The organism is Haloleucobacter ellipsoideus (genome assembly GCF_052491725.1).
This window is the reverse complement of record NZ_JBQWAR010000021.1, coordinates 67506-87664: the sequence shown is the minus strand read 5'-3', so window position 1 is coordinate 87664 and position 20159 is coordinate 67506. Positions and strand designations below refer to the sequence as shown.

Annotated in this window: 17 protein-coding genes; 6 read left to right on the top strand and 11 right to left on the bottom strand. The window is 60.1% G+C overall.

Annotated features, from left to right (window positions below):
- Genes ACT6QG_RS14945 through ACT6QG_RS14930 form a run of 4 tightly spaced genes read right to left on the bottom strand, consistent with a single transcriptional unit; the run spans position 1 to position 2930 of the window.
- Entirely contained in the window at positions 1-792 is a 792-nt protein-coding gene (locus ACT6QG_RS14945) for a transporter substrate-binding domain-containing protein (protein ID WP_444978385.1), read from the bottom strand.
- A 33-nt stretch (positions 793-825) separates the two neighbouring features.
- Positions 826-1569, bottom strand: a complete 744-nt coding sequence (locus ACT6QG_RS14940; protein WP_444978384.1) for an amino acid ABC transporter ATP-binding protein — start codon at positions 1567-1569, stop codon at positions 826-828.
- A gap of 13 nt (positions 1570-1582) precedes the next feature.
- Entirely contained in the window at positions 1583-2290 is a 708-nt protein-coding gene (locus tag ACT6QG_RS14935; protein WP_444978383.1) for an amino acid ABC transporter permease, read from the bottom strand.
- A complete protein-coding gene (locus ACT6QG_RS14930) occupies positions 2247-2930 on the bottom strand; it encodes an amino acid ABC transporter permease (RefSeq protein ID WP_444978382.1) in 684 nt (227 codons plus the stop codon). The genes ACT6QG_RS14935 and ACT6QG_RS14930 overlap by 44 nt, the downstream gene beginning before the upstream one ends.
- Positions 2931-3058: 128 nt before the next feature.
- On the opposite strand from ACT6QG_RS14930, the gene ACT6QG_RS14925 reads away from it, so the two are divergent.
- The 5 genes from ACT6QG_RS14925 (at position 3059) to ACT6QG_RS14905 (ending at position 11209) form a co-directional block, all read left to right on the top strand.
- Complete coding sequence (locus ACT6QG_RS14925; RefSeq protein ID WP_444978381.1) at positions 3059-4591, top strand: UxaA family hydrolase; 1533 nt, start codon at positions 3059-3061, stop codon at positions 4589-4591.
- A gap of 210 nt (positions 4592-4801) precedes the next feature.
- On the top strand, positions 4802-5719 hold the full coding sequence (locus tag ACT6QG_RS14920; RefSeq protein WP_444978380.1) for a dihydrodipicolinate synthase family protein: 918 nt from the start codon (positions 4802-4804) through the stop codon (positions 5717-5719).
- 10 nt (positions 5720-5729) lie between these two features.
- The gene (locus ACT6QG_RS14915) at positions 5730-7313 is read left to right on the top strand and encodes an aldehyde dehydrogenase (NADP(+)) (protein ID WP_444978379.1); all 1584 of its coding nucleotides are present in this window, start codon (positions 5730-5732) and stop codon (positions 7311-7313) included.
- A 376-nt stretch (positions 7314-7689) separates the two neighbouring features.
- Positions 7690-8667, top strand: a complete 978-nt coding sequence (locus tag ACT6QG_RS14910; RefSeq protein WP_444978378.1) for a GntR family transcriptional regulator — start codon at positions 7690-7692, stop codon at positions 8665-8667.
- A gap of 1291 nt (positions 8668-9958) precedes the next feature.
- Positions 9959-11209 carry a GGDEF domain-containing protein gene (locus ACT6QG_RS14905; protein ID WP_444978377.1) on the top strand — a complete coding sequence of 417 codons (1251 nt, stop codon included), beginning with the start codon at positions 9959-9961 and terminating at the stop codon, positions 11207-11209.
- Positions 11210-11476: 267 nt separating this feature from the next.
- Here ACT6QG_RS14905 and ACT6QG_RS14900 read toward each other — a convergent pair whose 3' ends face one another.
- The 7 genes from ACT6QG_RS14900 to ACT6QG_RS14870 form a co-directional block, all read right to left on the bottom strand.
- Positions 11477-12928 carry an NAD-dependent succinate-semialdehyde dehydrogenase gene (locus ACT6QG_RS14900; RefSeq protein WP_444978376.1) on the bottom strand — a complete coding sequence of 484 codons (1452 nt, stop codon included), beginning with the start codon at positions 12926-12928 and terminating at the stop codon, positions 11477-11479.
- Between the two features lie 104 nt (positions 12929-13032).
- Positions 13033-14190 carry an iron-containing alcohol dehydrogenase gene (locus ACT6QG_RS14895; RefSeq protein WP_444978375.1) on the bottom strand — a complete coding sequence of 386 codons (1158 nt, stop codon included), beginning with the start codon at positions 14188-14190 and terminating at the stop codon, positions 13033-13035.
- A gap of 156 nt (positions 14191-14346) precedes the next feature.
- Positions 14347-15018, bottom strand: a complete 672-nt coding sequence (locus ACT6QG_RS14890; protein ID WP_444978374.1) for an ABC transporter ATP-binding protein — start codon at positions 15016-15018, stop codon at positions 14347-14349.
- Positions 15011-15772, bottom strand: coding sequence for an ABC transporter ATP-binding protein (locus ACT6QG_RS14885; RefSeq protein ID WP_444978373.1), 762 nt, complete (start codon positions 15770-15772; stop codon positions 15011-15013). Before ACT6QG_RS14885 ends, ACT6QG_RS14890 begins: the two co-directional genes overlap by 8 nt.
- Positions 15769-16722: a branched-chain amino acid ABC transporter permease gene (locus ACT6QG_RS14880; protein ID WP_444978372.1), complete on the bottom strand. Its 954-nt coding sequence runs from the start codon at positions 16720-16722 to the stop codon at positions 15769-15771. Before ACT6QG_RS14880 ends, ACT6QG_RS14885 begins: the two co-directional genes overlap by 4 nt.
- A complete protein-coding gene (locus tag ACT6QG_RS14875; RefSeq protein WP_444978371.1) occupies positions 16719-17615 on the bottom strand; it encodes a branched-chain amino acid ABC transporter permease in 897 nt (298 codons plus the stop codon). The genes ACT6QG_RS14880 and ACT6QG_RS14875 overlap by 4 nt, the downstream gene beginning before the upstream one ends.
- Before the next feature lie 232 nt (positions 17616-17847).
- Entirely contained in the window at positions 17848-19140 is a 1293-nt protein-coding gene (locus ACT6QG_RS14870) for an ABC transporter substrate-binding protein (RefSeq protein ID WP_444978370.1), read from the bottom strand.
- Positions 19141-19304: 164 nt separating this feature from the next.
- Here ACT6QG_RS14870 and ACT6QG_RS14865 point away from each other — a divergent pair, with 164 nt between their 5' ends.
- Complete coding sequence (locus tag ACT6QG_RS14865; RefSeq protein WP_444978369.1) at positions 19305-20078, top strand: IclR family transcriptional regulator; 774 nt, start codon at positions 19305-19307, stop codon at positions 20076-20078.
- The last annotated feature ends 81 nt before the right edge of the window (positions 20079-20159 follow it).

Genomic DNA, 20159 nt, shown 5'->3' with positions numbered 1-20159 from the left:
TCAATTTGCGCGATATTCTTCTGGAAGATCAATGCCGAAGTGGCGCTTGTAGACCTCGTTGATCTCTCCCGACCTGGTCTTTTCAGAGACCCATTTGTCCAGCCAGTTCTTCAGCTCCGGCTCATTCTTGCGAATGCCGATGGCATAAGGAGCCGAGCTCATGATGTACTTGATTTCCAGATTGCGCGAAGGATTAGCGATATTCACCTGCCCGATAACTGAGGCCGCCGCCGCGATCAGATCCTGCTGGCCCGTGGCGACAGCGGTATTGGTGGTGGCATCGTCCTCATAGCGCACAATGTTGACGCCCTTGACCTTTGCAGCGCCCGCGGAAAGAGCCTGATCAGAGGTGGTGCCTCGGGCCACGGCGACGGTTTTTCCTGAAAGCGCAGCGAAGTCAGGAACATCCATGGATTTTGGTGCACCAATAACGGTTGGGACCACGCCATAGGGAGCCGAATAATCAATAACCTTCTTGCGCTCATCCGTGATGGAGAACGAGGCCATGACAACATCTGCCTTGTTCGTCAAAAGAAAAGGCACACGGTTCGGGCCGGTCACCGGCACAATTTCAAGGGCAACGCCAAGGTCCCTGGCCAGCATGTTGGCGGCTTCAACATCTGAACCGGACGGCTTGGCCGAGGCATCAAGCTGCCCATAGGGTGGTGCGCCAAGATCAATGGCAATGCGGATGGTGCCGCGCTCCTTGATGTCTGCCAGGGCATCGGCCATGGCGGTTTGGCTCAGCATGGTTGTTGCGGCAAGAACGGTCGCGACAAAAAAGGTCCTCATTGGTATCCTCCGTTTATATTCTTGTATGAACGGTCAAAGGCCGTTTGAGACAAAGTTCCGCAGTTCCGGTGTCCGCGGGGCGTCAAACATCGTGCCGTCGCCTGTTTCCCAGATGACGCCCTGATGCATGAAGATGATTTGATTGGCGACGCGCTTGGCGAAGGACATTTCGTGCGTGACAAGAATCATTGTCATGCCAGCCTTCGCCAGTGACTCGATGGTCTTCAGCACTTCGCCTGTCAGTTCGGGATCAAGTGCTGAAGTCACCTCGTCAAAGAGCATCAGTTCAGGCTCCATCGCCAGCGAGCGCGCAATAGCGACGCGCTGCTGCTGGCCACCCGAAAGCTGCTCCGGGTAGCTTTTCGCCTTGTCGGAAAGACCCACTTCCGCCAGTACGCGCTCGGCAATTTCACGGGCATGAGCTTTTGACAGGCGCTTTGTCAGGCGGGGCGAGAGGGTGATGTTCTCTTCAACTGTTTTGTGCGGAAACAGATTATAGGATTGGAAAACGATGCCGACATCCTTGCGCAGGGCGCGCAGGTCCACGTTCGGCTCATGCAGACGGCGACCGCAGACATGCAGTTCTCCGCCCTGAATAGCCTCGAGCCCGTTCACACAACGCAAGGCGGTGGATTTGCCGGAGCCGGAGCGTCCGATCAGCGCCACCACGCTGCCTTTGGGAACCGAGAATGAGACGCCTTTCAGCACCTCAAGCTCGCCATAGAGTTTGCGGACATTGTGGAATTCAACAATGTTGGAGTTGGCAGTGCTGGCCATGACCGGTTTCCTATCAGGCGCGTTTCAGGTTGCGCTCTAGGCGACGTGAATAATGTGACAGCGGATAGCAGATCACAAAATAGATCGCGGCGATTACGCTGAATACAATGAACGGTTTGAATGTAGAGTTGTTTATAAGGCGCGCTGTATAGGTCAGCTCCGCAAATCCGATGACTACAGCATAGGATGTGTTTTTAACGATCTGGACAAGAAATCCGATGGTTGGCGGGATCGATATTTTGACAGCCTGGGGCAGGATGACATGTATCATGCGCTGCAGGCGTGTCATGGCCAGACATTCTGCCGCTTCCCATTGCGCGGTCGGTACAGATTGCAGTGCGCCCCGCCAGATTTCGGCCAGATAGGCGCTTGAATAGGTGGTCATGGCCACGCCTGCGGCAATCAGGGCCGGTACATTGTAGCCCGCGACCGAGATTCCGAAATAGCACAGAAACATCAGCACCGGCAGCGGAATGCCCTGTATCAGCGCGATCCAGCCAGCCAGAATGCGACGCAGGATCCTGTTGTCCGAGATGCGGCCGACAGCAACCGGGAGGCCCACAATGGTGCCGCCGATAAAACCCATCAGCGACAGCACGATGGTCCAGCCTGCGCCTTCGAGGATCAGGAGGTAATGAGCGAAGGAGAGAGAAGCACCCATGATATTTTCCTGCCGCTCAAAGGTAGGTGCCAAGGCGACGGCGACGGGTGAAGACGACATTCGCCCCGATCTCCATTGCCAGACGCATCAGGATCGACAGGATCAGGTAGATCACAGCCACAACGATGTATATTTCGAAACCCCGGAATGTAATGGACTGAATCCCATAGGCTGAACCTGTCAGCTCTTCGACGGAAATCTGTGACAGGATCGAGCTGGCAAGCATCATCAGCACAAACTGGCTGATCAGCGCCGGATAAACACGCTCGATCGCCTGCGGCAGCTCGATATGGAACAGAACCTGCCTGCGGCTGAGGGCGAGACAATCGGCAGCCTCACGCTGGCCCTTGGGGATTGATTCCAGCCCCGCGCGGCTGATTTCAGCCGTATAGGCCGAGACATTGATGACCAGAGTGATGATCGCGGCCTGAAAGGCGGGGACATGCAGGCCCAGCGCGGCCAGCCCGAAGAACAGCCAGAAGGCCTGAACGACAAGCGGCGTGTTCCGGATCAGCTCCACATAGCATGTGGCTATCGTCGACAATGTACGATTTCCGTGAACTCTGGCAACGGCAACGCCTGTTCCAAAGAGAAAGCCAAAAACGATCGATACACCCGACAAAAGCAGTGTTTTCAGCGCACCACGCGCCAGTTCGGGCCAAAAATTGGCAATGAAACTGAAATCGAAGTCGTATTGCACAGGTCCCTCTCCTCCCGTTTTTTATTTTGCGCCGGAGTTCAGGCGATATATGTCAATGAGATAGCCTTGACGAGCCCTTTTTAACATGATTGTATAGTGCCCACAATAGTCATTTTAAAAGGCTCGAAATGTCACCAGAGGATAATTCCGTCATCCTCCTGAACGCCGCCGACAGCGTGGGTGTTGCACGCCGCACCATAAAGGCCGGTGAAGCTATTGGCGTTGCGGGCATCATGGCGGCCGATATGATTCCGCGCGGCCACAAGATTGCCCTGCGACACATCAGCGAAGGCGAGGAGGTCCGTAAATTCGGGCAGGTGATTGGTGTGGCCAGCCGCGATATTGCGCCCGGCCAGCACATTCACCTGCAAAATCTTGCCATGGTGGAAAGCCATCAGGCACATCAATTTTGCGTGGATGGTCAGGGTCCATCGCTCTTGCCGGAAGCCGAACGCGCCACCTTCATGGGCTATGATCGCGGCATTGGTGGCGGCGGCACGCGCAATTATATCGGCATCATCTCCACGGTGAACTGCTCGGCCACGGTCTCGCGCTACATCGCCGAGCATTTCAACCGCGAGGGCGGACTGAATGGCTTTGACAATGTGGATGGCGTGGTGGCGCTGACTCATGGCGGCGGTTGCGCCATCAATACCAAGGGTGAGGGCTACGAATATCTGACGCGGGTCATCAAGGGCTATGCGACCCATCCAAACTTTGGCGGCATCCTGATGATTGGTCTGGGCTGCGAGACAAACCAGATCCGCCCCATCGTCGAGCACTACAGGCTTGAGGAAGGAAACCGCTTTCGCACCATGACAATCCAGCAGCTTGGCGGCACCCGTAAAACCATTGAGGCCGCCTGCAATATCATTCGCGAAATGCTGCCGGAGGTGAATGCCGCACGTCGTGTTCCTCTGCCGCTGTCACGGCTCAGGGTGGCGCTCGAATGCGGCGGCTCTGATGGCTATTCAGGTATCACCGCCAATCCGGCGCTGGGGGTGGCATCAGATCTCCTGGTACGGAACGGGGCGACAACCGTCTTGTCTGAAACCCCCGAGATTTACGGGGCCGAGCATCTGCTGACCCGCCGTGCCCGCTCCCCCGAAGTGGCGGAAAAGCTGCTTCAGCGCATTGAGTGGTGGCGTGATTATACATCCCGCAACAAGGCGGAGCTGAACAACAATCCCTCGCATGGCAACAAGGAGGGTGGACTGACCACCATTCTTGAAAAGTCACTCGGTGCGGTGGCCAAGGGCGGCTCCATGCCACTGAATGCGGTCTATGAATATGCCGAGCCTGTGACGGAGCAGGGCTTCGTCTTCATGGACACCCCCGGTTACGACCCGGTGGCGGTGACAGGCCAGGTGGCGGGCGGCTGCAATATCGTCTGCTTCACAACCGGGCGCGGGTCGGTCTCTGGCTGGAAGCCATCGCCGACAATCAAGATTGCCACCAATACCGTCATGTATGAGCACATGAAGGAAGATATGGACATCAACTGTGGTGACATTGTTGGTGGTACAGACACCATAAATGCCGCCGGGAAACGCATATTCGACATGATCCTTTCTGTCGCATCGGGGCAGAAGACATTGTCAGAACAGTTTGACTATGGCGACAACGAGTTTGTGCCCTGGCAGATTGGCGCTGTGACATGAGCATTGTTTCCGGGACATCCCGGAAACAATGCTGAATACGCCTTCAAGCCATTTGCAGTGAAACGCCCCCGATTCTGTCCCTGCGGACAGTGAAGCCATGTCGCACACGTGCTTCATGCCGGCTGGTGTGGATACGGTGTTTCTACCTGTTTTGGAAATGCGCCGTGAGTGCGCAGCAATGACTGATATTCTCGGGAGGATAATACTGTCATGACGACCCCGTACACGGGAGTTTTCCCTGTCGTTCCCACAATTTTTCATGAAGATGGTCGCTTCGACCCGGAGGGCCAGCGCCGTTGCGTTGAATTCATGATTGATGCCGGCTCCAACGGCTTGTGTGCGCTCGCCAATTATTCCGAGCAGTTTGCGCTTTCGGATGCCGAGCGTGATGAGGTGATGCACACCGTTCTGGGTGCGGCGGCAGGTCGGGTGCCTGTGATAGTCACCACCTCCCATTATTCCACCGCGGTTTGTGCGGCCCGCAGCAAGGCCGCTCAGGATGCCGGTGCGGCCATGGTCATGATCATGCCGCCCTATCACGGCGCCACGCTGCGCGTGAATGATGAGGGCATCTATACCTATTTCAAGGCCATTTCGGACGCGATCAATATCCCGATCATGATCCAGGATGCGCCGATGTCCGGCACCAATATGAGCGTGGCGCTGCTGGCGCGCATGGCGCGGGAGATCGAGCAGGTTTCCTATTTCAAGATCGAGGTGCCCCAGTCTGCCAACAAGCTGCGCGCCCTGATCGCGGCGGGTGGTGATGCCATTGTTGGGCCGTGGGATGGCGAGGAAGGCATCACGCTGATGGCGGATCTGGATGCCGGAATCAACGGTGCAATGACAGGCGGTGGTTATCCTGATGGCATGCGCTCCATTGTCGATGCCTATCGTGAGGGGCGCGGGGATGAGGCCGTGACGGCCTATGCGCGCTGGCTGCCTCTTATCAATTATGAGAACCGGCAGGCCGGTTTTGCCACAGCCAAGATCCTGATGAAGGAAGGCGGCGTGATTGCCTCAGATGCGATCCGCGCGCCCTTCCCGGCGGTTTCTCCTGAAGTCCGCAAGGGACTTCTCGAGATCGCGCGCGGGCTTGATCCGCTGGTGCTGCGCTGGGGCCGCTGAGGAGAACGTCATGTCCATACTGACAGGGGAAATGCTGATTGGTGCGCGCCGTGTGCGTGGCACGCACAGCGCCATTCATGCGATCAATCCGGCCACTGGCGAGGAGCTGGAGCCGGTCTTTGGCGGTGGCTGCAAGGCTGAAGTGGAGCAGGCCTGTGCACTGGCCGATGCTGCCTTTGATATCTATCGCGAGACCACGCCTGAGGCACGCGCGGTTTTCCTGGAAACTATTGCCGAAAATATCCTGAAGACCGGCGATGAGCTGATTGTGCGTGCGATGCAGGAAACCGGCCTGCCGCGTGCGCGTCTGGAAGGCGAGCGCGGACGCACCGTTGGTCAGTTGCGCCTGTTTGCCAATGTGGTGCGTGAGGGAAGCTGGCTGGTGGCGCAGATTGATCCCGCCATGCCGGAACGCCAGCCCTTGCCGCGTGCAGACCTGCGCCAGCGTCACATTGCCCTTGGGCCTGTGGCTGTATTCGGGGCCAGCAATTTCCCGCTGGCCTTCTCTGTTGCCGGCGGCGATACCGCCTCTGCTTTTGCTGCCGGTTGCCCGGTGGTGGTGAAGGGCCATAGCGCCCATCCCGGCACGTCCGAGCTGGTCGGTTTGGCGATCCGCGATGCTGTTGCAGCCTGTGGTCTGCCGGAGGGCGTTTTCTCGCTGCTGTTCGGCAATGGCAATGCCATTGGCACGGCGCTGGTTGAGGATCCACGCATCAAGGCCGTGGGCTTTACCGGCTCGCAGCGGGGTGGCACGGCCCTGATGGCGGCTGCCGCAGCCCGGCCGGAACCGATCCCGGTTTATGCCGAAATGAGCAGCATCAACCCTACCATCCTTATGCCGGGCGCACTTGCGCAGCGGGCCGAGGCTCTGGGCAAGGGTTTCATCGGCTCGCTCACCATGGGGTCTGGGCAGTTCTGCACCAATCCCGGCCTTGTGCTGGCCGTGGATGGACCTGATCTGGAGCGCTTCCTTGAATCTTCGGTGGAAACCCTGGCGGCAGCTCCAGCCACCACCATGCTCACCCCCAGCATTCATGCGGCCTATGCAGGTGGCGTTGCAAGGCTGGAAGAGAACTCCTCAGCCAGGCTCGTTGCGCGCGGGCAGTCGCCCTCGGGTCCCAATCAGGCACAGGGTGCACTCTTTGAAACCCATGCCGCCGATTTTGCGGCCGATCGTGGTCTTCAGGAGGAAGTCTTCGGCCCGGCCTCGATGCTCGTGCGCTGCGCCAGCCTTGAGGAGCTGCGCCAGAGCATTGCCAATCTGGAAGGCCAGCTCACCGCCACCGTCCATGTCGAGCCGGAAGACCATGAAGACGTGCGCCAACTGCTGCCCACGCTGGAGCGCCGGGTGGGTCGTATCCTGTTCAATGGTTGGCCAACAGGTGTGGAGGTGTGTCACGCCATGGTGCATGGCGGCCCTTACCCCGCCACATCCGACAGCCGCACCACCTCTGTCGGCACGTTGGCCATCAACCGCTTCCTGCGTCCAGTCTGCTATCAGGATATGCCGCAAGACCTTCTGCCCGAATCTCTTGCAGATGCAAACCCGCTTCATATCTGGCGGCGGATTGATGGCAGCATGACACAGCCCTGAGCCGCTTTTGACAGCCGTTGCCTTTTTCTGCAGCGGCTGTCAGCCTGCCGGAAGGCCTGCCTCCCTGACACCAGATGATCGGTCATTGCCCGTATTTTGCTTTTTGAGGAACGCTTATGTTGCAGGCCGAGGTCTGGCAAAAAAGATGTTTCAGCCGTATGGAACACATGTGCCAGGCCAAGCGTGGTCCTGTAGAAAGCCGGGACAGGAGCGGGCCCTTGCATTTTCCGGCAAGGTTTCAGCTTTTTCGCGGTGGTAGAAGCGTGTTTTCAGGGCCGGATACCGGTACGGAAAAAACCTTCAGGCCCTGTTTTTCGGTGCGCATGCACCGCAGTATTTCATGTGAGGCTTGAAGCAGTGATGCTGGAACAGGGCGATGTGTCGTAAAAAAAAACTGTATGAAATAGTTCACGAGACATTGGCGCGTGCGATCCGCAGCTCGGTATTTCCTCCCGGAACGGTTATCCTTGAAGGGCCGGTTGCCGGACGGCTGAACGTTTCGCGCGCTCCGGTGCGGCAGGCACTGGCTATGATCGAAAAAGACGGTCTGGCCCATCGTTTTGGTGGGCGCGGCCTGATTGTTGGCCCCGTCGGAACCCTGCCAGACCGGACGCTGCTGGATCAGGTTCTGGATCTGATCGACCTGCCTGAAAGCCATGTGGCATTTTCCTGGCAAACCTTCATCAACGAGCTTGAGGCGACCATTATCTATCAGGCCTTCTTTGGTGCGGTCCGCATCAATGAGGTTGAACTGGCACGCCATTATGGGGTCAGCCGCAGCAGCGCGCGCGATGCGCTTCTGCATCTGGAACCTCTGGGTCTTGTGGAAAAGGACTCCAGCCTACGCTGGATTGTGGTGCCGTTGAGCACGCAGCGTATTCTGGAACTCTACCGCCTGCGTGAACTGCTTGAGCCGGAAGCATTGCGGCTGGCTGTGCCGCATATTCCCCCATTGCTGGTTGATGCGATGATTAAACGGCATGAAACAGTGCTGGACCGCTATCCCGCCATTACTGCTGGAGAGCTGTATGAGCTGGAGCTGGACCTGCATGTGCGCTGTCTGGATTTCTGCTCGAACACGACTTTTGTGGATGTGCTGCGCCGAACCCAGTGCCTGCTGGCATTGAGCAAGCAGATCATGGGCATTCGTATCGACATGCCGGAATATGAGCCGTTCATGCAGGAGCATATCCGCATTTTCCTTCGGATAAGAGCCAGAGACGAGATCGGTGCAGAACTGGCATTGCGAGATCACATTCAGGCTTCGGCATCAAAGGTTGAGGAGCGGGCGGCTATCATGCGTCGCCGCTATGTCGCTACTCCTCATCAATTTTTTCAGCCGCTTAATGTATGATTGCTGATTTCCGCTGAGAAGTGATCCGGATTGGATGGGTATTTCCATTGAGAGTTGGCCTATGTGTGTCCTTCCCCATACGCCTTGAGCAATAGGGAGACTGGAGTGATCCACATAGGACTTTTGAACTACATACGGAAACTACGCCTGTTGGAGCTCATCATCGAACCAGATCTTGCTTGTAACGCCATCTGGCAGAGCAAAAGAGCTCAGCGTTTTTTCCGTAAATCGCATGGGAACCCGCTTGGGAATCTGGAAAGATACGAGCAGGTTTCTTCCGATGCCCCCAACCTCAATAAACAGGTGATATATAATTATATGTGATTATTCAATGTAGATACGCATGTCATTAGCTATTCCCGGTTCCGCAGAATGCGAAAAATCAGATGAGCCTGTGTCTCTTAATCAGAAGTTCCTAGGTTCGAGCCCTAGTGTGCCCACCATCACTTCGGTGATCTGTGGATCATCATCAGAAAAGTGCTAAAGCTCCTTCGGAGCATATGGATGAGGTCAGGTTATTCCGGCCCATCGCCAGCCAGCAGATCTCGCTACAAGCCCGAGCGCGGCATGCAATGCAAGAGGCCGCTTTCTTTGGCCACCTGTTCGAGTCCCCCTGCTGAAGCCGCTGGTGGGCGATCCCGAAACAGGCTGACCAAACTCCCCAATCGATAGAGAAGCCGCCTGACCCAGAGGCCGTCCGCCCTATGGCGCCCTGCCGCCCATGAGAGGGGCGAGGATCGCCATCTGCATAATCAGGGCCGGATCCCTATCAGCCCACTGGTGCTTGCCCTGCACGACTCCATATGGGCATCCGCGTGCGGGATGCACGGCCCTGCAAAAGCCGCCACCACGGCCACGCACCAGTTGCTTCACATTTTGTGCGCAGCCTGCGCATGGCACCGCCCCTGCCCTGTCTGGCCGCGCCCGGTTTTGCCCCCTGGACAAGGCAGCCCGGATCCAGCCATCTGCCTCTCCTGAATCGCCATGAGCGGCAGATTCAGCCCTACCCTCAGCAGGATGGTTTGGGGGCACAGCTATATTGCCGGATATAGCTACATATGAATACCTCCCGAATGCTTTCCACCCCTCCAAAAATCTCGCCAAACCACAGAAGGGCACAGAAATATGACAACCATTTCTGTGCACGAATGAAATCAGCCCCACTCCGGCTTCAGGAAGGCGGCCCGCGCTTTTCATCCGGTTGACTTTTCAGGATAGTCAATTAAAGCCGCAGACAATGCCGGGCGGGAAGTCCAAGAGGTGGTACCGAGCTGTTGGGGGCCAGGCGGGCATGACGCAGGAGCAGGAACAGCTTTATATCTTCACAGGACCGGCTGTTGCCATAATTGTGGCTACGGTTTTTCTGGTGGCATGGATATACCAGCGTCGGCACCATTATGCGCTGTTCTTTGCCGGCGCCTTCTTTACCTATGCCATAGCCGCACTGATACAAATCATCGGCATTCCCAAAGCTCCGGGGCCCAACACCCTCATTTCAGGGTCAGTCTATGCATTCTCCGTTCTCCTGATGATCCGCGGTATATTCGTCAGGTCCGGACAAAGCATAAATTATGTCATTTTCTACCTTATTCTCGGCCTCATCCTGTTTTTGACATGGTATTTCTTCTATGTGGACCGAAACCTGATTGTGCGCATCTATGCGCAGAATTTCGGCTATGGCTTCATCCTGCTGCTTGTGGCCGCGCGCATGCGCCGGCATGAAACAGGCCGGTTGATCGACAAAATCTTGTTTTGGGCGGTCTTGCTGTTCGGCGTGCATTTCTTCATCCGCACGGCGCTGACGGTCCCCATTTCGGAAGATCTCCTGCGCCTTGACCAGTTGCGGCAGGATGGCGCGGATGTCTCCCTTCTGACTGTGCTGTTCAAACAATCTCCTTTCTGGCAGATCCTGAACTTCTCCATTCTCATCTCCGGCTTTGCTCTTGCCCTCACGTTTCTGGCCGCCCTTGCGGCGGACATCATCGAGGAGTTCCGGCGTGAAGGCGAAACGGATGCGCTGACGGGCCTTGCCAACCGGCGCGCTTTCGAGACCCGGGCAGACATGCTCATGTGCCGTCGCCGCGCCTGGCCGCTAACGCTGGTTTTCTGTGATCTCGATCATTTCAAGTCGGTGAATGATGATTTCGGGCATGCGGCGGGCGATCTGGTCCTGCGCGATTTTGCCCGGCTGGCCTCCAGGATTCTGGATCGACCGGGAGTGGTCGCCCGTTTCGGCGGCGAGGAATTTGTGCTGCTGCTGGAACGCCAGAACCTGTTCAGCGCCACCCGGTTTGCCGAGCATCTGCGCATGCAGCTTGCCGCCATGTCCTTCGAGGGGCTGGATGAGCGCAGGATCACGGCCAGCTTCGGCGTCGCCGAGATCGCGCCGGACGAGGATCTTCACGCCGCCCTGAAACGCGCCGATGCGGCGTGTTATGAGGCCAAGAAGAGCGGGCGCAACCGCGTCTGTTCCGCAGCTTCCACAGACTGGAACGGCGAGGAGCGGCGCGCGGGCGAGAGGCGTTTCGATCCGGGCATCTAGCGACATACGCCGCGTGCCGGCTTGCCCGCAAATGCCGGCACAGCCCTCCTGCATTCACCATCCGGCCGGTGAAAGATCATGCCAGCCAGAAGATGCGGCAGGGGGCCGGGAGGGGCCCGGAAGGCCCGGACAAGAAAAAGGCGTTTCTCCGCATCAGGGCACCGGAGAAACGCCTTCTGCTTGGCGCCATCTCATGCCATCGCGCAGAACACGGCATGAGCGCGCCGGATACCGGATGCGCCGGCGTTCAGGCCGGCGCATCCGGTATCACAGGCCAATGCTGAGATATTTCATGTTCAGATAGTCATCCAGGCCGTGAAGCGAGCCTTCGCGGCCCATGCCGCTTTCCTTCACGCCGCCAAAGGGGGCAACCTCGGTGGTGATGATGCCCTCATTGATGCCCACCATCCCATACTGAAGAGCCTCGCTCACGCGGAAGGCGCGGGCCAGGTCGCGGGTATAGAGATAGGCCGCCAGGCCGAACTCGGTGTCATTGGCCGCGGCAATGGCCTCCTCTTCCGTCTCGAACCGGACGAGCGCGGAAAGCGGGCCGAAGGTTTCCTCCTTCAGCACGCTCATGCCGGGCTTCACATCCGCCACCACCGTGGGCTGGAAGAAGGTGCCGCCCAGCGCATCGCGCTTGCCGCCCACCAGAACCCGTCCACCCTTGGCGACGGCATCGGCGATATGGCGCTCCACCTTCTCGACAGCGGCCTCATTGATGAGCGGGCCCTGCTCGACCCCCTCATCGAAACCGTTGCCCACCTTCATCTGCTGCACGCGCGCCGCCAGCTTCTCGGCGAAGGCGTCATAGATGCCGGCCTGTATATAGAAGCGGTTGGTGCACACGCAGGTCTGGCCGGAATTGCGGTATTTGGCGGCAATCGCACCTTCCACCGCCCGGTCCAGATCACTGTCGTCAAACACCAGGAAGGGGGCATTGCCGCCCAGCTCCATGGATACGCGCTTCACGGTGCCGGCGGCCTGCGCCATCAGCAGCTTGCCGACGCGGGTGGAGCCGGTGAAGGTGATCTTCTTCACGATGGGGTTCGAGGTGAGCGCCTCGCCAATGGCTTTCGCATCACCCGTGAGGATATTGACTACCCCCTTGGGAATGCCCGCCATTTCGGCCAGCACACCCCAGGCCAGACCGCAATAGGGCGTGAACTCGGAAGGCTTCACCACAATGGTGCAGCCCGCCGCCAGCGCCGCGCCCATCTTGCGGGCGATCATGGAGAAGGGGAAGTTCCACGGCGTGATGGCGCCCACCACACCCACCGGCTCCCGCGTCACCAGAATCCTGCGGTCCTGCCAGGGAGAGGGGATGACCTCGCCATAGACCCGGCGGGCCTCTTCGGCGAACCACTGGATATAGGCGGCGGCGATCATCACCTCGCCCACGGCCTCCTTCAGCGGCTTGCCCTGTTCGCTGGTCAGCAGGCTGGCCAGCGCATCGCGGTTGGCGCGAATGGCCTCGGCCATGGCCTGAAGCCGTGCCGCCCTCTCCCCCGCCAGCAGGCTGGACCATGCGGGAAAGGCGGCCTGTGCGGCGGCAATGGCGCGTTCGGTCTCCGCACCACCGGCATTGGGAATGGTGCCAAGGCTGGCCCCTGTGGCCGGATCGCTCACAGGGATCGTCGCGCCGTTATCGGCCCCGCTCCATACGCCGTCAATCAGTACAGCTTCGCGGAGAAACTCATTTCTGGCACTAGCGGTCATGTGTCATGTCCTGGTTACGGTCGGCGCGGCGTCGCGACGGCCAAGACGAGCGCCGGGGCGCAATGATCAGTCTCGGGTTTCAGGGCTGGGGCGATGGTGTCGCCTCAGAATGCCTCTTCATAGATGGCGAGCACATCGGCTTCCGTCATCTCGCGCGGGTTGTTCACCAGAAGGCGGGTCTGCTTCATGGCGTCCCGCGCCATCATGGGCAGGGCATCACGCGGAATCTGCACTTCATGCAGGCCCTGCGGCACCTTCAGCTCACGGCCCAGCTCGGCCAGCTTTTCGACAAAAGCCTCACCGCGATTGTCGAAGCTCACATCCGCCAGCTCCGGGAAGGCATCTGCCGCGATCTCGGCATAGACATGGGCGGCCTTGGGCAGGTTGAAGCGCAGCACCGGGGCCAGGACCAGGGCATTGGAAAGACCGTGCGGCACATGGAAATGCCCGCCAATGGGATAGGCCAGCGCATGCACCGCCGCGACCGGGGAATTGCCGAAAGCCTGCCCGGCGAACAGCGCGCCAAGCAGCATGGCGGCACGGGCGTCGCGGTTCTGGCCGTTGAAGGTGGCCTCGCGGATATTCGCGCCCAGAAGACGCAGCGCCTGACGGGCCAGCCCCTGCGACACCGGATTGTTGTTCGGCGAGGCGGAAGCGTAGGATTCGATGGCATGCACCATCGCGTCGATGCCGGTGGCGGCGGTGACAGCCGGGGGCAGACCGACGGTCAGCTCGGCATCCAGCACCGCGATATCCGGCAGCAGCAGGGGCGAGACAACGCCGGACTTGGTGGTCTCACCGGTGGTGATGATGGCAACCGGCGTGACTTCCGAGCCCGTTCCGGCTGTCGTCGGCACCAGAACCAGCGGCAGGCGCGGGCCCTTCGCCTTGTTCACCCCATAGACATCGGCGAGCGCCTCGCCGCTGCCGGCCACAAGAGCCGCCACCTTGGCCACATCCATGGGCGAGCCGCCACCAATGGCCAGAACACCGCTCGCCTTGTGGTCCCTGATGATCTGGATGAGGGACAGGACATTCTTCTCCGGCGGGTCCGCCACCACGTCATCGAAGATCTCGACAGCGATATTGTGGGCGGCGAGGGAGGCCAGAGCTGCATCCAGCAGACCGGCCCGGCGCAGGCCGGCATCGGTCACCAGCACGATCCGCGCACCCAGAACCGGCTTCACGATTTCGCCGATCTGCGCTGCGGCGCCGACGCGGGAAATGATGGTCTTTGTCGTGCTGAAGATGAAATCGTTCATGTCCGTATCCGTTCAGAACTGCATCCTGGGAAAATGGCCGGCGCATTTTCAGGCGGGGGACACAAACGCTCCCGTCATTCCAATGCGACAACCTGAAATGTGAGCCGTTTCCCTGATCATGCAACCGGGGAAACGGCCGGAAGAGCCGGGATGACCTCAGCTCCCGGACCCGGATTCGACCTGTCCGCGATCTATACGATACACCCGATCCAGATTGCCGCCCGCATGCTGGAGATCCGCGCCGGAGAGCAGCACGGAAAGCCCCAGCGGACGCAGGGATGCAACCACCTCGGCGATGCGCTTGGACAGGGCCGGAGCCACGCCCTCGAACGGTTCATCCAGCATCAGCAGCTTGGTGCCCACCATATGGGCGCGGCCGATGGCCACCAGCTTCTGCTGGCCGCCCGAAAGCTGGAGGGCGCGCCGGTGACGGAACTCGCGCGCCTCGGGAATGAGGCGGAAGGTGTCTTCCAGCCGCTCCTGCGCATCCTTGTGGTGGTTGGCCCAGGATGGCAGGAGCAGGTTTTCCTCCACCGTCAGCTCGGGAATGAGGCGGCGGTCTTCCGGGGCGAAGCCTATGGCGCGCCCGGCACGCTTGTGGGCCGGCTCGCCGGAGATCTCGGTGCCCTCAAAGCGCACACTGCCCGACAGAAGCGGCAGCAGGCCCATGATGGCGCGCATGATGGTGGTCTTGCCCGCGCCATTGCGGCCGATGATCCCCACCATCGCGCCCTGCGGCACGGCAAGGGAAACCTTGCGCAGAATCTGCACCTGCCCGATGGCGACGTCGATATCCTTGACTTCAAGCAGGGGGGTCGCCTCAGCCATGGGTCTTGTCCTCGCCGATGATGAGGGTGCGCACCTGCTCATCGTTCATCACCACGTCCGGCTTGTCATCGATCAGCACGCGCCCTTCAAAGAAGGCCAGCACGCGATCCGAATAGCGCCGCACGATCTCCATGTCGTGTTCCACGAACAGCACGCTGACATTGTCTGCCCGCGTGGCCGCAATGACGCGGTCCATGATCGGGAACTTCTCCTCGCTGGACACGCCGCTGGTGGGCTCATCCAGAAACAGCACGCTCGGGCTGCCGACCATCGCCACCGCGATGTCCAGCAGCTTGCGGACGCCTTCCGGCATGGTGCCGGCCAGCGCATGGCCGAACCGTTCCAGACCGAACCGCTCCAGTGTCTCGCCGGCCTTCTTCTCCAGCGCCTTGTCCGAGAGGATGGCGAAGCCGCCAATCCCCTTGCTCTCCAGCGCGGACTCGGCAAGCGCGAGATTCTCGATCGCCGTGAGAGAGTCGAACAGCTGGGGAATCTGGAACGAGCGCGCCACGCCAAGACGGGTGATCTCGCGCGGGGAGCGCCCGACGATTTCCTGGCCGTTCAGCAGGATGGAGCCCTCATCCGGCTGGAGATAGCCGGTGATCATGTTGATGAAGGTGGTCTTGCCGGCGCCATTGGTGCCGATGAGCCCGGAAATGGTGCCGGGCATGATGTCCACATTCACGTCATTGGCTGCGACCACCGCGCCGAAGCGCTTGCGCAGGCCCTTGGCGGCAATGATGGGGCTTGTCATGACTTCTCTCCCGCATTGGCCGCCCGCGGGCCACGCCGCATCAGGCCGGAAAGGCCCTGGGGCAGGAACAGGATGAGGGCGAGAATGATGAGCCCCAGAACCAGCTGCCACGTATTGGGGGCATACTGATAGGCGAAGGAGCGCACCACCTCGAGAACCACGGCGGCCAGGAAGGGCGCGATCACGCCACCCGTGCCGGCCAGAATGGCAATCACCACAAACTCGCCGGAGGTTGCCCAGAACGCCATTTCAGGGTCGATATGGCCCACGATGATGCCGCTCATGGCGCCACCCAGCGCCGCCATGACAGCCGCCAGAATATAGGCGATGAGCACGGCGCGGTTGGCGGAGGCGCCCAGATATTCCACGCGGATCTCGTTGTCACGCACGCCGGAGAGCAGCCGCCCGAAGGCGGTGGAGGCGAACAGGCCCAGATTGATGGCCCCAAGCACGCCGATGACGATGAGCAGGAGGAAGCCGTTCATCCGGTCCGCGCCGGTCAGGGGCAGGCCGAACAGGGTCACGCCATGAATGTTGAAGCCGTCGGTGCCGCCCAGATCGGTGCTCTTCACCAGAATGCCGTAGAGCAGCATGGAGAAGGCCAGGCTGAGCATGGCGAAGAAGATGTCACGGTAGCGCGACAGCAGCAGGCCGATGATGAAGGCCACCACAGCGGCGAACACGACAGCGCACACCAGCAGCACCGCGGCATCCTTGACGCCCCAGAACTGGGAGGCGAGGCCGACGGTATAGCCGCCCAGCGCATAATAGAGCCCCTGCCCGAAGGAGACGAGGCCGCCACGCATCAGCAGCACCAGACCCAGCACCGGCAGGCCCTTGGCCATGCCGATGGCCAGAACAAAATTCCAGCTCGGCAGCAGCCAGGCAATGACCGCGAGCAGGACCCCGCATCCGATGAGCGGGGGCAGGAAAGTGAATGTGCGGTTCATATCTTGCGCAACTCCACGCCCGAGAACAGACCTTGCGGGCGGATCGCCAGCACCAGCGCCATGACGGCATAAACGCTGAAGACTTCGACTTCCGGCCAGTAGTGAACGGCGAAGGAGCGCACAAAGCCCACGATGAGCGCACCAGCCACGGTGCCGGGAATGGACCCCAGACCGCCGATCACCACCACGGCGAACATCATCACCACCACCTCGACACCCATGCCGGGCACCACGGAAATGGTGGGCGCGGTGAAGGCCCCGCCCAGGGCCGCAAGGATCGAGCCGGTGACAAAGGCCACAAGGTTCCAGCGCCCGACATTGATGCCCATGGAACGGGACACCTCGGGATCATGGATCACCGCGCGCAGCATCTTGCCCCTGGCGGTGAACTGCAGGAACCAGGTGAGCAGGATGCCGACCACCGCGGCCACGGCCACGATGAAGAGATTGTAGGTGGGATAGGTCAGGTCGCCGATATCCACCTGTCCGAAGATCCACAGCGGCTCGGAGGCAATCCAGGGGTCAACGCCCCAGATGAGCTTGATCACATCTTCCAGAATGAGGAAGAGCGCATAGGTCACCAGCAGCAGCACCACCGGGTCGCGCCCGGAGAAATGCTTGAGGAAGCCACGCTCCACCACCAGCCCCAGCACCAGGCCCGCGCCAAGGGCGGACAGCAGCATCACCGGAATGATGCCCAGTGCCGGCAGGTCCTGCGCGAACCACCAGCCCAGAAAGGTAACCGCAACATAGGCGCCGATGGCATAGAAGGTGCCATGCGCCATGTTGAGAATTTTCATGACGCCATAGATCAGCGTCAGGCCCACGGCGATAATGAAAAGCCAGGCCGAATAAAGGATACCGTCTATGACGGCGCCGAGAAGTCCGTTCATGTCCTGCTCGTTCGGGAGTGCGGTGAGCGCCGGGCGCAAGGCGCCCCGCAGCACGGGCTGTGCAGCCGTGAAGTGATTTCCGCCTGATGGCGGCAAAGCTTCGATCTGCTGGGAGGGCACGCGCCGTGACGCGGACCTGTCATCGTTTCACGATGATCCTGACATATTGGAACGCTCCGGGCCTGCCCTCCCGGCCGGAGACCGGGAAGGCAGGAACTTCAAGCCGGGACGATCAGTTGGGAGCCTTCAGGCCGCCCTTGATCCAGTCCGCGGAGGTCACGCCTTCCGGGGGGTTCACCCGCTCCGGGGGATAACGCACGACATCCACGAAGGTGATGTTGCCGGCATCGTCCTTCTTGACGCGGCCATAGACCATTTCCTGCACGGCCTGATGGCCCTTGCCGAGGCTCATCTCCACCTTGCCGGAGGGCCCCTCGAAGGACAGGCCCTTCAGCGCCTGCGCCACTTCTTCCCTGGTGGGCACCTTGGAGGCGTCACCACCCTGGGCCTTCTCATAGGCCAGCTTCGCGGCCATCAGGGACTGCACCATGTGGTAGGAAGGATAGCTCGGCAGTTCCTTGGTCTTTTCGTTGTAGGCCTTGCGGAACCACTGGTTATAGGCATTGTCCGGGGCAAAGATGCCGTTGGGGCCACGCGCGCCGATGATGGTGCCATCGGGAATCTGCTTGGCCTGACGGTGCAGGGCGGTTTCACCGGAGGTGAGCACCACCACGGAATTCTTGAACAGGCCGCGCGGCGCGCCCTGGAGAATCAGACCCTCCAGATCGCCACCCCAGAAGCTGGAATGCACCACATCGGGCTTGGAGCCGAGCACGGCGGAGATTTCCGCATTGTACTGGCCGGCGCCCAGCTTGGGCATCTGCGAGGTGGTGAGCTTGGTGCCCTCCTTGGTGGACTTCAGCGTCCCCTCGAAGTCGGCCCAGGCGTCATGACCCCAGGCATAGTTCTGATTGATACCAGCGTAGGTCTTGAACTCGGGCAGCTTCTCGGAGACGTAGAGAGCCGCGCCGACATTATCCATGGTGGCGGTGGCGACGGGGCGGAAGACATATTCATAGTCTGCCGTTTCGAAGATACGGGGGGTGCCGCAATCGAACAGCAGGGTCAGGGTCTTCATCTCTTCGGCAACGGGGGCAACGGCCAGGCAGTCACCGGAAGAGGTGTAGCCCACCACCATGTCAACGCCTTGCTGTTCCACCAGGTTGCGGAACTCGGACACCTGCTTGGTGGTGCCGCCGGCCTCATCGATCACGACCAGCTCGACGGGACGGCCACCAAAACCCAGCTTGTCATAGGGGGCAGGCAGCTGGCCGGCATTGGCGGCGGCGGCGAACACTTCAGCCGCATGCTTTGCGGGAATGCCGAAGGGGCCGGCGGCAGCGCCGGAAAGGAAGGTGGGAACGCCGATCTTGAACGGCTTCTCAGCCGCATTCTGTGCAAGGGCGGGGGTTGCCGCCACAATGGCGGCACACGCCAAGGATGACATGAGATAAGTTAGGCGCATGAACGTCCTCCTAGATTTCCACACCCTGATATGCGTCTGGAATCCACATTTATATTGTTGTCATTCGATATACTGAATGACGTTCTGTATTATGTATCGAGAAGAATGCAAAAGCCATCCCCCTCCGCTCAAAAAGCTGGGAGGGACGCCATTGGAGGTGAAGCGTGCCAACACCAAACAAAAGCGCCGCCAAGGATGTTCCGGCCGTCAGCAGGGCTGTGACTATCCTGGACCTGATTGCACGCAGCAGCTCCCCTGTCGGGCTGGCGGACATCGCCCGCTCTCTCGATATTCCCAAGAGTTCGGCGCACGGCCTGTGCTCGACCCTCGTCAATCTCGGCCTTTTGCGACGGCGCGATTCAGGTTTCGTGCTCGGCAGCCATGTGATGCGGTGGGCGAATGCTTTTGCTTCCCGCTCCGATATTGTCGATGAGTTTTCGAGACTCTGGGAAGAGACACCGGAACTGCGCGTCGAAACACTGACCCTGACGATCCTCGACGGTGCGGATGTTGTTTATATTGCATCGCGTCATGGTGATGATCCATTGGGAATCACCTTCCGAATCGGCATGCGCCTGCCCGCCGCCTTCACCGCCACCGGCAAGGCCATGCTGAGCACGATGGAGCATGAGGAGGTGCGCGCGCTCTATCCCCGCGGCCTGCCCGCCCCGCTGACCGCACGCACCGTGAGCGACTTCGACACGCTGGAGCGCGAGCTGGATCAGGTGCGTGCGCGCGGCTTTTCCGTGGATGACCAGCAGGTGCGCGATGGCATGGTGTGCATCGGCGCACCCATTTTCGATTTTTCGGGCGAGCGGGCCATTGGCGGCTTCGCCATCTCGGTTCTGGCGCCGCATCTCGATGATGCCCAGATCGACAAGCTGGGTGCCGATGTCATCCGCTATGCGCACAAGCTCTCAAAGCGCCTGGGTTTCTGAAGCGCTCCGCGCTTTTAGGATCCTCTCCCGCCGCAGCCGGATGGACAACATGGCCAGCCATGTTGCCCATCCATGAAAAGG

Coding starts and splice junctions, on each gene's coding strand:
- ACT6QG_RS14875 (WP_444978371.1), bottom strand. CDS start 17,615: ATGAACGGACTTCTCGGCGCCGTCATAGACGGTATCCTTTATTCGGCC.
- ACT6QG_RS14900 (WP_444978376.1), bottom strand. CDS start 12,928: ATGACCGCTAGTGCCAGAAATGAGTTTCTCCGCGAAGCTGTACTGATT.
- ACT6QG_RS14910 (WP_444978378.1), top strand. CDS start 7,690: ATGTGTCGTAAAAAAAAACTGTATGAAATAGTTCACGAGACATTGGCG.
- ACT6QG_RS14915 (WP_444978379.1), top strand. CDS start 5,730: ATGTCCATACTGACAGGGGAAATGCTGATTGGTGCGCGCCGTGTGCGT.
- ACT6QG_RS14885 (WP_444978373.1), bottom strand. CDS start 15,772: ATGACAAGCCCCATCATTGCCGCCAAGGGCCTGCGCAAGCGCTTCGGC.
- ACT6QG_RS14940 (WP_444978384.1), bottom strand. CDS start 1,569: ATGGCCAGCACTGCCAACTCCAACATTGTTGAATTCCACAATGTCCGC.
- ACT6QG_RS14890 (WP_444978374.1), bottom strand. CDS start 15,018: ATGGCTGAGGCGACCCCCCTGCTTGAAGTCAAGGATATCGACGTCGCC.
- ACT6QG_RS14895 (WP_444978375.1), bottom strand. CDS start 14,190: ATGAACGATTTCATCTTCAGCACGACAAAGACCATCATTTCCCGCGTC.
- ACT6QG_RS14920 (WP_444978380.1), top strand. CDS start 4,802: ATGACGACCCCGTACACGGGAGTTTTCCCTGTCGTTCCCACAATTTTT.
- ACT6QG_RS14925 (WP_444978381.1), top strand. CDS start 3,059: ATGTCACCAGAGGATAATTCCGTCATCCTCCTGAACGCCGCCGACAGC.
- ACT6QG_RS14880 (WP_444978372.1), bottom strand. CDS start 16,722: ATGAACCGCACATTCACTTTCCTGCCCCCGCTCATCGGATGCGGGGTC.
- ACT6QG_RS14945 (WP_444978385.1), bottom strand. CDS start 792: ATGAGGACCTTTTTTGTCGCGACCGTTCTTGCCGCAACAACCATGCTG.
- ACT6QG_RS14870 (WP_444978370.1), bottom strand. CDS start 19,140: ATGCGCCTAACTTATCTCATGTCATCCTTGGCGTGTGCCGCCATTGTG.
- ACT6QG_RS14935 (WP_444978383.1), bottom strand. CDS start 2,290: ATGTCGTCTTCACCCGTCGCCGTCGCCTTGGCACCTACCTTTGAGCGG.
- ACT6QG_RS14905 (WP_444978377.1), top strand. CDS start 9,959: ATGACGCAGGAGCAGGAACAGCTTTATATCTTCACAGGACCGGCTGTT.